We start from the raw sequence: 16,029 nt of genomic DNA, 5'->3' as shown, positions 1-16,029 counted from the left end.
TTCGGGGTGAAGACGGTGCTCGGATTAAATGCGGGCGGCCGGAAGGGGATGCGTTCCGGCCGCCTGTTTCCGTCGCGAAGGCTCCGGGCCTTCACGGGATCAGGAGTGGTGGGGCTTCTTCCTGAGGCACTCCGGCACCGGCTGCTTCCTGTCGAAGGCCACCGGCTTCTTCACGGCATGGCTCTTCATGAGCTCGCTGCCGGTCCTGGCGCCGAGGTCGAATGCCTCGAGGTTCAGATCCCGGAATCTGGCCGGGACCATCACGGAGACCGCCTTGCGCCACGTGTCGGCCTTGAAGAAGGGCACCAGGGACGACATCATCCCCATCGCGATCATGTTGGCCATCAGCGCGTTCTTGAACCCGGCCACGGCCTCCGTAGTCAGGGGGAACGAGTACACGTTGCCGGTGGGGAGCTGGTCGACGTACGTCGAGTCGACGACGATTATCCCGTCGTCCTTCACGTCGGGGCTGTACATCGTGCAGCTCTCCTGGTTCATGGCCAGGAGGAGGTCGAGCTCCCTGCAGTTGGGGAAGAGGATCTCGTCGCGCGAGATGATGATGTCGGTCCTGCTGGAGCCGCCCCTGGCCTCGGGCCCGTAGCTCTGGGTCTGGCAGACGTTGTAGTCCTCGGTGATGGCTGCCTCGGCAATGATCCGGCCCGCGAGCCCGAGGCCCTGGCCGCCGGAGCCGCTCAGCCTGATCTCGGCGTACCGCATCATTTCGGCACCTCCGCCGCCTTGCCCTGGACCCGCTCGCAGAGATCCCTGTAGAGATCGGTGTACTCGGGAGCCTCGCGCTCGGCCAGCACCCCGCGGACGATCTTCCCCGAGAGCTCCTCGGGGGTCATCTTCGCCGCCTTCGTGACGGTCACGGAGTTGTCCCGCATCTCCTCCATCATCTTCACGGCATCGCCCAGCCTGTTGGCCCGCCCGTAGTTGGTCGGACAGGGGGAGAGCGCCTCCACGACGCTGAACCCCTTCTTCTCCAGGGCCTGCCTGATCAGCCCGTCCATCTCGACGACGTGGTAGACGGTGGCCCTGGCGACGAAGGAGGCGCCGGCGGCGCTCAGGAGGGCGCAGGTGTCGAAGCCGGGCTCGATCATCCCGTGCGGAGAAGTAGCGGTGACGGCGTTCATCGGCGTGGTCGGCGAGTGCTGCCCGCCGGTCATCCCGTAGTTGAAGTTGTTCACGATTATCGAGGTGATGTCGATGTTGCGCCTGGCTGCGTGGATTATGTGGTTGCCCCCGATCGCCAGGGCGTCGCCGTCGCCCATCACCGCGATGACCTTCAGGCCGGGGTTGGCCAGCTTCACGCCCGTCGCGAACGCGAGGGCGCGCCCGTGCATGGTGTGGAGCGTGTTGAAGTCGAGATAGACCGGCATCCGCGAGGTGCAGCCTATCCCGGAGACCAGCATGATCTCGTTCTTGTTCCACCCGAGGCTGTCTATCGCCCTGATGATGGAGCCCATGACGATCCCGATGCCGCAGCCCGGGCACCATACGTGCGGGAATTTCTTCTTCGCGCGCAGATACTTGTACTCGTACGGGAGGATCGCGGCCATCACATCACCTCCATCGCGGCGCCGACTATCTCCTCGGGCGTTATCTCGTATCCGTCGACCCTCTGCACGGGCACTATCCGCACGCAGTCGGAGGTGAGCCTCTCGACCTCGTGGATGAGCTGGCCCTGGTTGAGTTCGGGCACGATCACGACGTCCTTCTCGTCAAGGTATTCCTTCACCTCGCGGTCGGGGAACGGCCACAGGGTCACCGGGCGGAACACGCCGACCTTCTTGTGCTTCTTCTCGAGCATGACCTGGGCGGCGAGCGCCGAGCGGTAGACCGAGCCGTAGGCGAAGATCACGACCCTGGACTGCTCCACGTCGTGCGTCTTCACCTCCACCAGCTCGTCGAGGCGCCGGACGATCTTGTTCTTCAGGCGGGCCATCTTCTCGTCGACCTCGTCGATCCTGCGGGTCGGGAAGCCCTGCCTGTCGTGCGTGAGGCCCGTCACGTGGAACCTGTAGCCCGACCCGTAGCTCGCCATCGGCGAGACGTTCGAGGGCGCGGGATGGTAGTGCTCGTACCACTCGACCGGGGTCTCGGGCACGGGCCTGTCGAGGATCCTCACGTCCTCGCGCCTGGGGAACGTCACGCGCTCCCTCATGTGCCCTATCACCTCGTCGGACAGGAGCAGCACGGGGGTGCGGAACTCCTCCGAGAGGTTGAAGGCGCGGATCGTCATGTCGAAGCACTCCCTGACGCTCGCCGGGCACAGAGCGATCACGGGGTGATCCCCGTGCGTGCCCCAGCGGGCCTGCATCACGTCGCCCTGGGAGACCTGGGTGGGCAGCCCGGTGGAGGGGCCCGCCCTCATCACGTCCACCACGACGAACGGGATCTCGGCCATGCATCCGTAGCCGAGACCCTCCTGCATCAGGCTGAAGCCCGGACCGCTGGTGGCGGTCATGGCCTTCGCCCCGCCCAGGCTCGCGCCCATGACGGAGCTGATGCTCGCGATCTCGTCCTCCATCTGGATGAAGACGCCGCCCGTCTCGGGCAGCCTCCTGGCGAGTATCTCGGCTACCTCCGTCGACGGCGTGATGGGATATCCGCCGAAGAATCTGATGCCCGAAGCCAGCGCCCCGAGGGCTATCGCCTCGTTGCCCTGGACGAGCCTGGTCTCTCCCCAGGGTATCATGACTCGGCCCCCTCCTGCCTGATACGCTCCAGCTCCTCCGTTATAGTCACGGCGAAGTCGGGGCATCGCCGCGCGCAGAGATAGCACCTGATGCAGTCCCCGGGGCGGGCGACGAAGGCCTTCTGGTTCCTGCCCATCTCGAGCACGTGCTTCGGGCAGAACGCCACGCAGATGCCGCACCCCTTGCACCATTCCTGGAAGATGTGCACGTACGAGCAGGTCTCGCCCTGGCCGCAGGCGGCCGCCTCCGGGGCCTGGGCCGCGGCGGGCGGAGCCTTCGGGTCCACCGGGGGCGTGTTCCCGGTGCTCTCCTGACCGGTCTTCCTGGCCATTTTGCCTACTTCACCCCTGTGAACGCCTTCAGGACGTCGGCGATGTCGGGCCTGCCTATCTCCTGGAGGTCGTAGGTCACCCTGACCGACGGCTTGTCTATCCTTATGACCCTCGCGAGGTCGATCGGGGTGGCGATGATGACGCTGTCGCAGTCGCAGCGCCTGATGGTCTCTTCGAGGTCCTTCATCTGGGCGTCGCCGTAGCCCATGGCGGGGAGGACGTTCGTCTCCTCGCGGTCGTAGTAGTACTTCTCGTAGGTCTCGGCTATCGAACCGACGGCGAACTGCCTTGGATCGACGAGCGACTCGGCCCCGAAGCGCTCGGCCGCCACGAATCCGGCGCCGTACTCCATGTCGCCGTGGGTCAGGGTCGGGCCGTCCTCGACGACGAGCACCCTGCGGCCGAGGATGAGGTTGGGGTTGGCCACGGAGACGGGGCTCGCGGCTTCGATGATCGTCGCCCTCGGGTTGGCCTCGCGGCAGTTGCCGCGGACCTCGTTGACGTCCTCGGGGTAGGCGGAGTCGATCTTGTTGATCACTATCACGTCGGCAAGCCTGAGGTTGGTCTGGCCGGGGTAGTAGGAGATCTCGTCGCCGGGCCTGTGGGGATCGACGACGGTGATGGTCAGGTCGGGCCGGTAGAACGAGGTGTCGTTGTTGCCGCCGTCCCAGAGGATGACGTCGGCCTCCTTCTCCGCCTCGCGGAGGATCGCCTCGTAGTCGACGCCGGCATAGACTATGACGCCGCGCGCGATGTGGGGCTCGTACTCCTCCATCTCCTCGATCGTGCACTTGTGCTTCTTCAGATCCTCTATGGTGGCGAAGCGCTGGACCTTCTGGGCGACGAGATCGCCGTAAGGCATGGGGTGGCGGATCGCGACGACCTTCTTCCCCGCGGCCTTGAGCACCTCGGCGACCCTGCGGGTCGTCTGGCTCTTGCCGCAGCCCGTCCTGACGGCCGTGACGGCGATGACGGGCTTCGTGCTCGCGACCATTGTCCTCCTGACGCCCAGCATGGTGAAGTCGGCGCCGGCGGCGTTGCAGCGGCTGGCGAGGGCCATGACGGTGTTGTCGGAGAGGTCGCTGTAGGCGAGCACGCAGAGTTCCACGGACTTCTCGGCGATCAGCGACTCGAGCTCGTCCTCCGGGACGATGGGGATGCCCTGGGGATAGAGCGATCCGGCGAGCTGCGCCGGGTACTTCCTGTCGTCGATGTCCGGGATCTGGGTGGCCGTGAACGCCACTACCTCGAAGTCCGCGTTGTCGCGATAGACGGTGTTGAAGTTGTGGAAGTCGCGCCCTGCGGCTCCGAGGATGAGCACCCGCGTCTTAGCCATGTCCTGGTCCTTTCCGCAAACAGTTGCCGAGCTTGCAGGAAAGCAACAGCGAGCCGGAGGACGGCTCGGCCTCTCCCGTCACGGTTGCCGGCCCGGGCGGACCGGCAAAGCAACTGAATCATGCAAAATAGGATATCCGCGTCAACACGGCGGGATCGAACCTCCGGAACGGCCGGCCGGGCCTGCCGGAGCACGGCGGCGATGCAGCGCAGAAACGAGGGGGAGGGGGCCGGAGCCCCCTCCCCCCGTTCCGATGGAACCGGGACTAGTTGCCGAACCCGGCCTTGATCTCGCCCCAGGTAGCGGACGAGAGGCCCTCTTCGCCGTACATGAACTGGACGATGTTCTCCCAGATGTTCACGCCGTCGTTGGCATAGGCGACGGTGAAGCCGCTGACGATGCTGTGCCCGTCAGGGCATACGACGATGCCGCCCTGGCCGGCCGTCGGGGTCGAGGTCCACCCAGTAACCGGCGTGGCCGAGCCGACAGTCACCCTGCCGTTGACGATGCCCAGACCCGGGTCGAACCAGCCCCAGTCCGTGATGCCTTCGCAGATGGCATGGGCGGCGTCCCACGCATAGTGGGGGATGACCGGCGAGCCGAAGCCGGCCACACCGTTCACGCCCATGGCGGAAAGGAGCCCGCCGGCGGAGTTGTAGTTCCAGCTGGAGACGTAGAGGGTGCCGCCGCCGTTGTAGTAGTCGAGGATGCCGGCCCAGTTGAGATCGCTGTTGGCGGCATACCAGGACTCGACGATGACCATGTCCCAGGGACCGGTCGCCAGTGCGTCGTTGAAGAGCGCGTACTCTGCATTGGGCCATCCGTCATATGCCGCGAGCTCGGTGCTCGGCCAGATGTTCGTTATGGCATCCAGCACGGCCTCGCCGGTGGGGGAGTAGAAGTCATAGTACACGAGGATGCGCGTGGGATCGGCTGAAACGATGCCCACCAGGATCATCAGGGCAAACAGGACTTTCTTCACTCCGGACCTCCTTCAGCATTTAGGGAAACACAGTGGAAAACTAGTCATGCGGCGCCCGATGTCAACCCCCGGGGCGCCGGCCGGACCCCCTCCGACGGCGTGCTCCGTCCCGTCCCTTCAGGACGAGGTCCGCCGCATCCAGCAGAAGCAGCGATACGCCCGCCCCCGCCAGGATGCCCGTCGAGATGCGCAGGAGAAGCGTGCTCTCGTACAGACCGGCGAGCTGCATGGAGCCGTCGGCCGCCATCGGGAGGATCATGGCGACCCTGACCGGGAACGGGATGCCGCGGAGCGGGCTCCGGAAGAGAGCCGCCGCGAGGGCCATGCCGGCCCAGAAGGCGGTGCACCGCGCGCACAGCCCGCTCGTACCCCAGGGCAGCGGGATGCATCGTTCCAGGATGCGGTGGCACGTGGTGGCGAGAAGGCTCCCGAGCCGCACGGCCGGATCCCTCGTGAGCAGCGGATGGACCAGGGATGCCGCTGCCATCAGCGCCGCGGGCAGCCCGGCGAGGGCGGGGAGCAGGCGCCTCAGCCGTCCGCCCAGGTGCCGGTGCTCCAGTCGAAGCGCTCCCTGACGGAACCCTCGCCCAGCAGTTCCAGGGCGGCCAGCTCCCCCATCTCCATCGAGTGGTCCATGTTGTTGTAGCGGAACAGGCCCTGTCTGCCGCACGTCACCGACCCCGGCAGCCTGTCGAGCGCGTCGAGCACGGCCCCGGATGCCTCGGCGTAGCCGTGCGCGTAGACGGGATAGGCGTGGGGCTGCCTCTCGACCGTCGACCCGGTGACGTCGCCCCTGTCGAACAGCCCGAGCCGGGCCCCGCCCTCGGCGCACTCCCGGGCCAGGTCGCCCTCGCCGCGCCAGACCGCGTCGCCCTCGCTGCAGGTGTACTCGAACACCACCTGGGCGCCCGAGTCGCTCGCACCCGGATCGAAGTTCTCGGCGATCGAGAGCCTGTTGAAGCCGTACCCGTCCTCTGGGGTGTAGATCCAGTGGTCACGGGCCGCGGGCCTCCGGGCCACCTTCAGCACCACGTACACGATCGCCCTGAAGCGGAGGCTCCGGGATGCCTCGACCGCCTGCTGCGGCAGGAGATCTCCCATGAGTGCCGCATACTCGGTCACCGGGATCGTGTTGACGATGCCGGAGGCCTCTATGCCGCCTCCGGCTGTGCCTACGGAGAACCCGCGCCCCGTCCGCGTGATCGACCCGGGCCCGGTCGACAGGAGGACCTCGCCGCCGGAAGCGCGGACCCTTTCGGCCAGGGCGTCGGCGATCCTGCCGATGCCCCCCCTCGGGTAGCTGAAGAGGCTGACCAGACTCCTGGCCCTGTCCTCGCCAGGCGAGATCGTCTCCTTCACGAGGCCCCAGAGATCGGGTACGGAGATCCGCTGGCTCGCCCAGTCCGGCGAGAGGTCCTTCGGGTCCATGCCCCACAGCTTGGCGGTGTAGGGGCCGAAGTAGACGTCGTAAAGAGCCCTCCCGAACCTGTTGACCACCCAGCTCTCGAAGCTGTCGTCCCTGGAGCCGCCTGCCGCCACCCGGAGCCTCGCGGCCGCATAGCTCGCGAGCATCGCCGCGCCCCTGTGGAGCGGCATCCTCCGGAGGACGTCGCCCAGGCTGAGAGGGTACAGGAAGTACCTGTCGAGCAGCCTGATCCTGCTGAGCCTCTCGAGTTCGAGCAGGTCCCCGCCCACGAGGGAGCGCATCCTCTCCTGCAGGGCGGCGTTCTTCGTGTGGAAGCGGTGGGGGCCGAGGTCGAAGCGGAAGCCCTCCTTCCTGCGGGTTGCAGCCAGGCCGCCGACGCAGGGGGACTTCTCCAGCACGACCACGCGGATGCCGCGGGAGGCCAGCGTGTCGGCCGCGCTGAGCCCGGCCAGACCGGCGCCCAGCACTACGGCGGTGTCGCCGGGTGAGATGGGCTTCATTCCGTCCAGACCACCCTCGGCGCATCGTCGCTCTCGATCGTGCCGAGAACCCGGATGTGTTCCGTCACGGCGTCGAACAGCGTGACGCCCGCCGGCACGGCCTCGAACTCCCTGAGCAGGTCGTAGCCGACGTTGCCCTGGGCGAGATACCCGGTGGTGACCAGGCTGTATGTCGCGGACGGATCGACGGGCACCCCGGCGATCTCGAGGGATTCGATCTTGGAGCCGTCCGGCAGGGACTGGTTTCGCACCGCCGTGAACCCGGCCGGCTCCATGTCCCTGCGGCGCCCCTGCATGCCGGTCTCCAGCACCCGCAGCAGGTCGGCCCCGGAGAGCTGCACGAGGTACAGTTCCTCCTCGAAGGGGATGGCCTCGTAGACGATCCGGGGGGTCACGGGACCGCGCGGGATCGAGGCCCGTATCCCTCCCCTGTTCATGAGCGCCACGTCGGCGCCCGTGGCCGCCAGCATGGCGTCCGCCACGAGCCTGCCCATGGGGTGCTCCGCCCCGCCCCGCATTATCTCCTCCGAGGCCTCTGCGATCACCATGTCGAGACCCGATTCGGCGACCATCCTGAAGTCCTCGATGAGGGCACCGGCCGTCGTGTCGGGCTGGAACTCGTCGTGGAGCAGGTTCACGAGCGCCTCGCCCGCAGGGCACTCCCATCCCACCACCTCGCCCGCCTCGGAGTCGATCCAGAGGCGGAGGTGGGAGATCCCCGTGCCGTTGGCGTATCCCTGGATGACGATCGTGTGGGTGTAGGGATTGATCCAGGGGGTCCTGAGGCCGTAGTGCGTGTGCCCCGAGATGATCAGGTCGATCCCCGGGATGAGGGTCGAGAGCTCGGCGTTGTTGAGCGCGAAGTCCTTCTCGAAGCCGGCCCCGGCCTCCAGGGAGTCGACGACACGCTCGACGTAGCGTTCGGGATCCGAGGGCTGGCCGAGGTGGGAGAGCAGGAACACCAGGTCGGCTCCCCGGGCTGTGGCTTCCCCGATCCGGCGTTCGACCGCCTCCTGTTCCGGCAGGAAGGCGTAGCCCTCGAGGAGCGCGGGGTCCACCAGGCCCCAGGTATCCGTGGTGCACAGCCCGATCAGGGCGATCTCGACGCCCTCGTACTCGAGCATGATCCAGGGCTCGACGGGACCGGGGATGGCCCCGTCCTCCTGGGACACGAAGTTGCACCCCAGCACGGGGAAGTCCGCGTCCCGGGCGAGCGCCAGGGCGTTCGCGACACCGTCGTCGAAGTCGTGGTTGCCGAGTGTCATCGCCTCGTAGCCGGCGTAGTTCATCCACTCGATCACGCTCGCGCCGGTGTCGTAGTTCCCGACGGGAGTGCCCTGATAGACGTCTCCGGCGTCGACGAGGAGGCAGTAGCCGCCGGCGGCCTCCCTCTCGGCCCTGACCGACTCCACGTACGAGAGGAGCCAGGCTCCGCCTCCTATGAGGGGCGGGAAGTCGGGATTGAGGAAGGTGGCGTCGCGGGGCGTGATGCCTCCGTGGACGTCGTTGGTGTGCATGATGTCCAGGGAGAAGACCCTGGCGCCGGCCGCCGCCGCCAGCAGCAGCAGCGGGATGGCCGCCGAGCCGCGCGCCCTCATGCCGCGCCTACAGCTCGAAGGCCCGGGAGGCCGACAGCATCAGCATGGTGCCGGTCTCCTCGACCCTGAGGCTGTCTCCGTCGTCGAAGGAGACGAGCCCGGGGAGGTCCTGCTGGTCCCACGAGGAGGGGGTGAAGCAGGCTCCCGCGTCGAACGCCCATTCCCCGAGTTCGAAGCCCATCCCGCCGGTGAAGCTCGCCGTGTCGAGGGCCCGGGAGACCGGCGACCTGTCGTACCTGAAGCCGAACCTGCAGGCCGGGCCGCGGGGGATCAGGTTCTCGATGCCGGTGGAGACGCTCCAGCCGTCGCGCAGACCCATGTCCGCACCGTCGAACTCGGCGTTCGAGGCGGCGTAGTACGAGCCCTCGGCAGTGAACCTGGTCCTGAGGGCATTGCCCGGGAGCCACGAGAACCCGAGTCTCAGGCGCGGCGGCAGGGAGAGGTCGCCCCCGGTGTCGCCGTCCCACGAGGCCGAGAGTGTCTTCTCGGCTCCGAAGTCCACGCCGAGATCCTCCCGCGGCGACAATGCCACCGAGACCCTGCCGGTGAAGCCTTCGAGGTCGGAGGATGTCTCCTCGCCGATGTCGGGGACGGAGGGATCGACCCAGACCACGTCCCAGGCCACGTCACGGAAGCCGTGCAGCCAGCCCCCGCCGATGCCTACGGTGACCGCATCGGACACCTCGAGGGCGGCCGATGCGCAGGCCTCGGCCGCGAAGCCCCCGCAGGACAGGTCCTCCTGCCCGATGGTGACGTAGTAGTCGTTCGTGACGGTCCTGTCGTACCCGTATGCGAAGGATGCCCTCTCCACCCATCCGAAGGCCAGGGAGAGCCCCTCGGGCATGCCCCCGACCCCCGACAGAGTCGCGGCGACGGCGCCCGGCACGATCGGGGAGCTCCTGTTGAACGCGTGCTCGGCCTCCCCGATGGAGCTGCCGAACGAGTCGTAGACGGTCCTCGTGCGCCTCTCCACGAGCATGTCCAGGCCCCCGGAGAGCTGGACGACGAGCCCCTCGGCCGCGAGGGATGCCGCGGCGGGGTTCGTGAGAGAGCCGATTGCGGAGGCATCCATGAACTCCGCCCTGCCCATGGCCAGCGCCCTCGCGCTGGGGGAACCCGTCCAGCCTCCGCCTTCGAGCAGGATCCCCGGGAGGCCGGAGGCTCCCGCGACAGAAGCCGCGAGCAATGCGATCGAGATGTTCTTCATCTGCTCTCCCGGCCTACCAGCGGAAGTCCAGCTGGCAGTTGATCCCGTAGCCCGCCCTGTGGTCGCCGAAGTCCCTCACCAGCGAGGAGCCGTCCCCCTCGTAGTAGTACTGGTCGTCCGGGTCCGGCCTGTAGAGCCCGGTCCGCGGGAAGTACGTGTCCTTCCGGAGTATCCTCAGGCGGAGCTGCAGGAAGTCCGATACGGTCTGCTTTATCGTCAGGTACACCTTGGAGCCCCGTCCGTCCAGGAAGTCTATCCCGGTGTCCTCGAACTCCCACTGGCTCATGCCGTCCGTCGTCCAGAGGGTGGTGCCGCCCAGCACCGAGAAGTCCTCGGTGAAGCGGTGCTCCCAGCGGGCGCTTATGAAGCCCCCGGCCATCAGTCGGTCGTCGTCGTACCTCGGGTTGGGCGTCAGTTCGACCGCCCCGGCCCTGAGCGACACCTCGAAGAAGTCGTTCCCCGCAGGCAGTATGAACGTGCGCAGGGTGACCTCGTGCGTCACCGAGTTCGTGGGGACGATGTCCTGCATCTTGGTCTTGTCCTGGTACTTGTACTTCAGCCTGAACCTCACCGGGAAGACCGGCCTGTACTCGACCTCGCCCTGGAACCTGCAGTTCTCGAACCCCCAGGGGATGGACCTCCAGACGTCGAGATAGACGCGGGGGACGACGATCTGGCGGCTGATCTGGAACCTGGATTCGATGTACAGGCCCTCCTCAGGCTTGGGCACCGGCCAGTCCGCCATCTGCCACATCAGGGGATCGTTCAGGTAGTAGGGCTTCTCGAACGTGGTGTCGTCGAACCTGCCCTGTTCGGCGAACCCCCTGTTGTACGGGTTCGTGTAGCCGAGCCCGTACCTGCGCCAGGCCCCGAGCAGGTAGAACCAGTCGTTCTGCCAGCGCGCGCTGGCGAGGAAGGCCGTTGCGTCCTCGTCCTGCAGGGCTGCCTCGCCCTCGAGCGACATCGGTCCCAGGACGGTCTGCCCGCTGATGGAGAATACGCTCATGCCGTCGCCCGAGGGCATGGCCGAGTACTCGGAGCAGATGAACGGTTCGGCGTCGCCCGGGATGTCGATCTCGGCGGGATCGGGGGCGAGGGAGTCGTCCCACGCGATGGACATCGCCCCGGCCCCGAAGGCGGTGCCGTACGGCAGGACCCCTCCGAGGTCGACGATGCCGTATCCGCCCGCCGTGGTCTCCCTCACGGCATCAGCCATGTCCGACGTGCGCCACTTCGCCAGGACGAGCGAGTTCGGGGTGCCGTCGGAGTTGAGTATCGCGTCGCGGGGCGCGCTGGAGAAGAAGCCGAAGCCCGTGAACCTGCCCGCCCTCACCTCGGCAGCTCCTCCGGTGAAGGCGAACTGCCTGGTGGAGGTCAGGTCGGGGTTGAGGCCCCAGGGCCGGTACATGGTCCTGCTCATGAACTCGTCCGTGTTGTCCACCATCAGGCCCTGGCCCAGGGAGAGCCTGTAGTTGCCCAGGATCACCTGCCGCACGGGCCCGAGGTACTGGAGGGATGCGAACCCCTTGGCCACGTCCCAGGTGTCCTCGGCGCCGCCCAGATCCATGCCGGAGAAGAGCCCGTGCCCGGCGGTCGAGCCGGCGCCCCTGGAGAGGCGGACCCCCGTCCTGAGACGGTCGCCCATGCCGACCCGGACGGTCTCCTCGCTGCCGGTCACGTGCCTGGCGCCCATCAGCTCCTCGCGCTCGGCGGAAATCCTCTCGTAGAGGGCGAGGCTGTCGATCCCCCAGCCGGAGTAGCCGCGGCCCCCCGACTCGAAGTCGGCGAGGGCGCCGCCAAGTTCGTCGAGGCCGGCCTCCAGCCCCTCCTCGTCGTACCAGCTCCCCGATCCCGCATCGACCGCGACCCGGACTGAGCCGAACGGCTCCATGCTGCTGAGGTCGAGTTCCCGTACCGAGACGAAGTCGCGCATGTTGCGGAAGCCGTAGTAGGTCAGGTTGTCGGTGCCCCTGAACGACGTCACGCTCGACACGGGCCCTAGGGTGGCCAGCCTGCCCTCGACCGCGGCCGCATCGACCAGGCTGACGCCTTCGAGCTTCCTGAGGTCCCACGTCGTGAGCTCGTTGGCGGGCATGGGCCTGATCAGGAGATCCTCCCAGAGGGCGACCGCGGCGTCGCCCGGGCCGTCCTCGACCGCCAGGCGCTCCATCACGTCCAGCACCGCGGGGCTGATCCGGCCCGGAGGGGGCGGCACGACGACCGAGTTGTCCTTCAGCCAGGCCAGATCGGAAGCCGTGAATCCCGGCACCTCCATGACGTCGTATATGTCTCCCAGCCCGCCGGTTTCGAGGATGTAGCCGTAGAGGGCCCCGGCCTGTTCGTCGGTTATCCCGGGGAGGGCCCGGAGCTCCTCGAGGGAGGCCGAGTTGAGGTCGAGGGCCGGGAGGGCGATCGCGGCCAGGCCGAGCAGGATCGCGCTAGAAAGCATAGCCCACCCCGAACTGGTGGGTCGGGGAGAGGTCGGGATGGCTCTCGATCCCGTACTGGAACTCGATGCCCGAAACCGAGGCCGAAAGGCCCGCGGTGATGACGGCGGGGTCGGTGCGCACTCCGGCAAGGACCGACACGGGGCCGACCGGGACGGCCTGTCCGAACCGGATCCTCATGCCCCTGTAGTCCCTCGACAGCACGAACCTGGTCACCAGGCCGGCCGAAGGCTCGTAGGCCAGGCCGACGTCGAGGTTCCGGTGGAAGCTCTCGGAGCTCTCGCCTATCCGCGACTCGAACAGGTTCCTAACCGACGCGGCCAGCATCCAGCGGGAGTAGACCTCGGCCTGCATGCCGGCGTTCAGCGAGAAGGCCGATGCACTGCCGTAGCTGCTCTGGCCGTCCGCTATGTCGACCCTGCCGAACACGGGCTGCATGCCGAAATACATCCCGCGGCCGAGGCGGCCCGATGCGGTGAGCGCGACCAGCATCTCGGAATAGTCGCCCGACCCGAAGGCCCTCATGGACAGGCCGGCTGCCCAGTTCCCGGCGAGGGGGGTGGAAACGTCCAGCCCGTGCGTGGCCAGGTCGAGCACGGTGAAGGGCAGGCGGCTCGAGGCGTACGCGGACGTGCCTCCTCCATGCGCGAGGCACGAGGGGTTGGAGAGCACCGAGGGCAGGCCCGTGCCTGCAACGCCCGTGCCTCCCATGGCCTGGTCCGCGACGCCCAGCTCGAGCTCCTCGAAAGCCGCGAGGGCTGCCGGGGAGGACAGGATCACCACGGCGAACAGAACTGCATGGCGGAGGCATCCTGTTGTCTTCATGGCCTACTCCAGGTCCGCCGCGACCACCACGGTCTCGGTGGTCACGTATCGTTCGCCGTCCCCGTCGATGCCCTCGAGCATGATGAGGTAGGGTCCCATGGGAAGCGCCTCCTCGTGGTCGTCGAGTCCGGCCCACTCCATCACGTCGCCGCCCATGCGCGACTCGACCGGTCTGGCCACCTCGCGCCCGGACCTGTCGAACACCTTCACGGTGAACCTCCATCCCGACGGACCCCCGAACTCGAACTGCATGCTCTCGCCCAGCGATGGTGCGAAGGGCGTGCCGAAGACATCCAGGTGGAAGTAGTTCGAAACGGATGGCGAGAAGGGCTGGAGGTCGGACTGGTATCTCGGGAGGAGCTGGTAGCCGGAGTCGTAGGGCGGCTCGGAGTCGTACTGGCCGCCGATCCCGGTGATGAAGAACCTGTCGCCGGCATGGATGCCGGTGACGTCGATCCCGGTGGACCCGCCCACCCTCACTGCGATGGACGTCTGGCCGTTCCAGGCCGTCAGGTTCCACCCGGCACCGGACTGGACCGGATCGCTCGCGATGGTGACCCACTCACCCGAGCCGGGGTCGCCTGCCCTCACCAGCAGGCCCTCGACGGCCTCGCCCATGCCCTGGTGCCGGGCGAGCTGCATGGGGCCGGGGGCAGGGCCCGAACCGACGAACACGTAGTCCCCCTGGGTGTCGGGCGATATCTCGACAAGGCCGTTGTACTGGGCGATCTCGCCCGTGATCTGCAGCGTGTCGCCGGGGCCCGCGGGGAATCCGGGCAGCTCGTAGGAGTAGACGTTGATGCCTCCCGTGGCGTCCTGGACGTAGAAGCCCGCCCCGGAGCCCGACGAGAAGAGCATCGGTTCGCATGTCGCCACGGCGGTGATGGTCACGACCTGTCCGAGCAGGTCGGGGAGTCCGTCGCCGTCGATGTCGGCCCTGGCCTCGCCGACCGTGACGGCCGCCGCAGGAAGTGCCAGGAGCGACGCCAGAAACACTGATCCCTTCATGCGCTGTCCCCCCGTACCGCCGCCATCATCTGCCGGCGGAGATCTCGGCGTCCGTCAGGGCCGCGGCCCTCGACAGGGCCTCGCCTGCCGTCATCCTTCCGTACAATGCTATCTCGATGGCCTCGGAGAGGAACTCCCTCCCCTCGTACCAGGCCGATGTCTGCGGTTCGAATATCGCGTAATCGAGCTGGCCTATGACAGCGTCCAGGCCCGGGTGGGCCACGATGCGGGCCAGTGCCTCGGGCTCTTCGAGGGCGCTGCGCACCGCGGGCAGATAGCCGCTGCCGGCGAACCACCGGGCCTGCTGCCGCGGCTCGAGGAACCACTTGGCGAACTCCCAGGAGGCCGACACCTCGCGTGGATCGCCCGACCTGAAGATCACTACGTTCGTCCCGGCTATGAAGACCGAGCGCCTCGCACCGGCCGGAAGGGGGGCGACGCCGATCCTGAATGTCGGCAGGCCGTTCTCGGCGCGGCTCTGCATGTCCTGCTCGAGGAAGGCCAGCGACGTCACCGACGCCTCGATGAGCGCCACCCGCCCGTTCGCGAACTGGCGCTGGTGGTCGAACCCGGTGGCGAGATAGGCGGAACCGTCCTCGTGGAGGAGGGTCTGGAGGTAGCCCAGGGCCGCCTCGCCCTCGGGAGAGTCGAAGGTGACGGAAGAGCCGGTTGAATCGAGCAGACTGCCTCCGTGCTGGGACAGGAGGCACTCGAACGTCCAGACGCTGCCCGTGAAGGCGGTGCCCCAGCGGTCCTCCCCGTCGAGGAGGTCCCCGTCGGAGTTGCCGTCGAGGCAGAGCGCCTCGAGGAGAGCCCTGTGGCCGTCCAGGGTGGCCGCCGGGGAAAGACCCAGCGAGTCGAACAGGTCTGCGTTGTAGTAGATCATGGGCACGCTCTTGTTGAAGGGCAGGCTGAAGACCCGCCCGTCGAACGTGTTGTCCTCCCTGAAGACCTCGTAGACGTCCGGCCAGATGCTGTCGGTGAAGAAGGGGTCGAGGGCCATCAGCGAGTCCATCGGGACTATCGCCCCGCCCCTGACGAGCTGGGCGGTCCATGTCTCGTAGGCCTGCGCGATGGAGGGGGTGTCGTCCGCCATCACGCTCGCCATGATCTTCTGGCTGAGCGCCCTGTAGTTCCCCATCGCCACGGGCACGACCTCGATGCCGGGATGGGTCTCGTTGAACTCGGCTATGAGCGTGTCCTCGAGGACATCCCCCAGGGGGCCGCCCATGGCATGCCAGAATGTCACCGTGACGACACCGCCGCTGTCAGCGCCGCCACCTCCGCAGGAGACCGCGGCCAGGGCCGCGGACACGAGCGCAGCCGCGGCCAGGCTCCGGCGGATGCCGGAAGGCCGCTCCCGCTTCGATCCGCGTACTACTTGCAGCAGCACGAACCCGAGCAGGTGTGCCCGGAGTCGTCCGGGGAGGGCTTGGCGGATTCGCACGCGCCCCTTCCCTCGGGGCAGGATCCCTTCCGATAGTCGGTCGCGTAGAAGCCGGCACCCTTGAAGATGATGCCCGCTCCGCTGCCGATGAGCCTGCGCACCGCGCACCCGCATTCGGGGCAGACGCGCTCGGGCTCGTCGGTCATGCTCTGGAACCTCTCGTACCTGTGGCCGCAGGATTCGCACTCGTAATCGTACGTGGGCATCGAAGCCTCCATG

General features: G+C 67.5%; 15 protein-coding genes. All 15 read right to left on the bottom strand.

Translation table 11 applies throughout. The features are described 5' to 3' along the window. Window positions 1–99 precede the first annotated feature (99 nt). Window positions 100–720, bottom strand: a complete 621-nt coding sequence (locus QUS11_11255; GenBank protein MDM7993873.1) for a 2-oxoacid:acceptor oxidoreductase family protein — start codon at window positions 718–720, stop codon at window positions 100–102. Further along, window positions 717–1,562 (bottom strand): 2-oxoacid:ferredoxin oxidoreductase subunit beta, encoded by an 846-nt coding sequence (locus QUS11_11250; protein ID MDM7993872.1) that lies wholly within the window; start codon window positions 1,560–1,562, stop codon window positions 717–719. The genes QUS11_11255 and QUS11_11250 overlap by 4 nt, the downstream gene beginning before the upstream one ends. After that, entirely contained in the window at window positions 1,562–2,701 is a 1,140-nt protein-coding gene (locus QUS11_11245; GenBank protein MDM7993871.1) for a 2-oxoacid:acceptor oxidoreductase subunit alpha, read from the bottom strand. Before QUS11_11245 ends, QUS11_11250 begins: the two co-directional genes overlap by 1 nt. After that, complete coding sequence (locus tag QUS11_11240) at window positions 2,698–3,033, bottom strand: ferredoxin family protein (protein ID MDM7993870.1); 336 nt, start codon at window positions 3,031–3,033, stop codon at window positions 2,698–2,700. Before QUS11_11240 ends, QUS11_11245 begins: the two co-directional genes overlap by 4 nt. 5 nt (window positions 3,034–3,038) lie before the next feature. Continuing rightward, a complete protein-coding gene (locus QUS11_11235) occupies window positions 3,039–4,370 on the bottom strand; it encodes a cyclic 2,3-diphosphoglycerate synthase (protein ID MDM7993869.1) in 1,332 nt (443 codons plus the stop codon). Window positions 4,371–4,635: 265 nt separating this feature from the next. Further along, window positions 4,636–5,352 carry a hypothetical protein gene (locus QUS11_11230; GenBank protein ID MDM7993868.1) on the bottom strand — a complete coding sequence of 239 codons (717 nt, stop codon included), beginning with the start codon at window positions 5,350–5,352 and terminating at the stop codon, window positions 4,636–4,638. 61 nt (window positions 5,353–5,413) lie between these two features. Continuing rightward, window positions 5,414–5,839, bottom strand: coding sequence for a DUF2085 domain-containing protein (locus tag QUS11_11225; protein MDM7993867.1), 426 nt, complete (start codon window positions 5,837–5,839; stop codon window positions 5,414–5,416). 41 nt (window positions 5,840–5,880) lie between these two features. Further along, complete coding sequence (locus QUS11_11220; GenBank protein ID MDM7993866.1) at window positions 5,881–7,278, bottom strand: FAD-dependent oxidoreductase; 1,398 nt, start codon at window positions 7,276–7,278, stop codon at window positions 5,881–5,883. Beyond that, window positions 7,275–8,876, bottom strand: coding sequence for a bifunctional UDP-sugar hydrolase/5'-nucleotidase (locus QUS11_11215; GenBank protein MDM7993865.1), 1,602 nt, complete (start codon window positions 8,874–8,876; stop codon window positions 7,275–7,277). Before QUS11_11215 ends, QUS11_11220 begins: the two co-directional genes overlap by 4 nt. A 7-nt stretch (window positions 8,877–8,883) precedes the next feature. Continuing rightward, entirely contained in the window at window positions 8,884–10,083 is a 1,200-nt protein-coding gene (locus QUS11_11210) for a hypothetical protein (GenBank protein ID MDM7993864.1), read from the bottom strand. A 13-nt stretch (window positions 10,084–10,096) separates the two neighbouring features. After that, window positions 10,097–12,532: a helix-hairpin-helix domain-containing protein gene (locus QUS11_11205; GenBank protein ID MDM7993863.1), complete on the bottom strand. Its 2,436-nt coding sequence runs from the start codon at window positions 12,530–12,532 to the stop codon at window positions 10,097–10,099. Next, the gene (locus QUS11_11200; GenBank protein MDM7993862.1) at window positions 12,522–13,355 is read right to left on the bottom strand and encodes a hypothetical protein; all 834 of its coding nucleotides are present in this window, start codon (window positions 13,353–13,355) and stop codon (window positions 12,522–12,524) included. The genes QUS11_11205 and QUS11_11200 overlap by 11 nt, the downstream gene beginning before the upstream one ends. 3 nt (window positions 13,356–13,358) lie before the next feature. Continuing rightward, complete coding sequence (locus QUS11_11195) at window positions 13,359–14,363, bottom strand: hypothetical protein (GenBank protein ID MDM7993861.1); 1,005 nt, start codon at window positions 14,361–14,363, stop codon at window positions 13,359–13,361. 25 nt (window positions 14,364–14,388) lie between these two features. Beyond that, complete coding sequence (locus QUS11_11190) at window positions 14,389–15,756, bottom strand: ABC transporter substrate-binding protein (GenBank protein MDM7993860.1); 1,368 nt, start codon at window positions 15,754–15,756, stop codon at window positions 14,389–14,391. Then, complete coding sequence (locus QUS11_11185) at window positions 15,741–16,016, bottom strand: zinc ribbon domain-containing protein (protein ID MDM7993859.1); 276 nt, start codon at window positions 16,014–16,016, stop codon at window positions 15,741–15,743. Before QUS11_11185 ends, QUS11_11190 begins: the two co-directional genes overlap by 16 nt. Window positions 16,017–16,029: the final 13 nt, after the last annotated feature.

It is taken from the genome of Candidatus Fermentibacter sp., assembly GCA_030373045.1.
Taxonomy (GTDB): domain Bacteria; phylum Fermentibacterota; class Fermentibacteria; order Fermentibacterales; family Fermentibacteraceae; genus Fermentibacter.
This window is presented reverse-complemented; position numbering and strand designations above follow the sequence as displayed.

Excerpts from the sequence above, each read along its gene's own strand:
- QUS11_11255 (MDM7993873.1), bottom strand. The coding sequence starts at position 720 with ATGATGCGGTACGCCGAGATCAGGCTGAGCGGCTCCGGCGGCCAGGGC.
- QUS11_11250 (MDM7993872.1), bottom strand. The coding sequence starts at position 1,562 with ATGGCCGCGATCCTCCCGTACGAGTACAAGTATCTGCGCGCGAAGAAG.
- QUS11_11245 (MDM7993871.1), bottom strand. The coding sequence starts at position 2,701 with ATGATACCCTGGGGAGAGACCAGGCTCGTCCAGGGCAACGAGGCGATA.
- QUS11_11240 (MDM7993870.1), bottom strand. The coding sequence starts at position 3,033 with ATGGCCAGGAAGACCGGTCAGGAGAGCACCGGGAACACGCCCCCGGTG.
- QUS11_11235 (MDM7993869.1), bottom strand. The coding sequence starts at position 4,370 with ATGGCTAAGACGCGGGTGCTCATCCTCGGAGCCGCAGGGCGCGACTTC.
- QUS11_11225 (MDM7993867.1), bottom strand. The coding sequence starts at position 5,839 with ATGGCAGCGGCATCCCTGGTCCATCCGCTGCTCACGAGGGATCCGGCC.
- QUS11_11220 (MDM7993866.1), bottom strand. The coding sequence starts at position 7,278 with ATGAAGCCCATCTCACCCGGCGACACCGCCGTAGTGCTGGGCGCCGGT.
- QUS11_11215 (MDM7993865.1), bottom strand. The coding sequence starts at position 8,876 with ATGAGGGCGCGCGGCTCGGCGGCCATCCCGCTGCTGCTGCTGGCGGCG.
- QUS11_11210 (MDM7993864.1), bottom strand. The coding sequence starts at position 10,083 with ATGAAGAACATCTCGATCGCATTGCTCGCGGCTTCTGTCGCGGGAGCC.
- QUS11_11205 (MDM7993863.1), bottom strand. The coding sequence starts at position 12,532 with ATGCTTTCTAGCGCGATCCTGCTCGGCCTGGCCGCGATCGCCCTCCCG.
- QUS11_11200 (MDM7993862.1), bottom strand. The coding sequence starts at position 13,355 with ATGAAGACAACAGGATGCCTCCGCCATGCAGTTCTGTTCGCCGTGGTG.
- QUS11_11195 (MDM7993861.1), bottom strand. The coding sequence starts at position 14,363 with ATGAAGGGATCAGTGTTTCTGGCGTCGCTCCTGGCACTTCCTGCGGCG.
- QUS11_11185 (MDM7993859.1), bottom strand. The coding sequence starts at position 16,016 with ATGCCCACGTACGATTACGAGTGCGAATCCTGCGGCCACAGGTACGAG.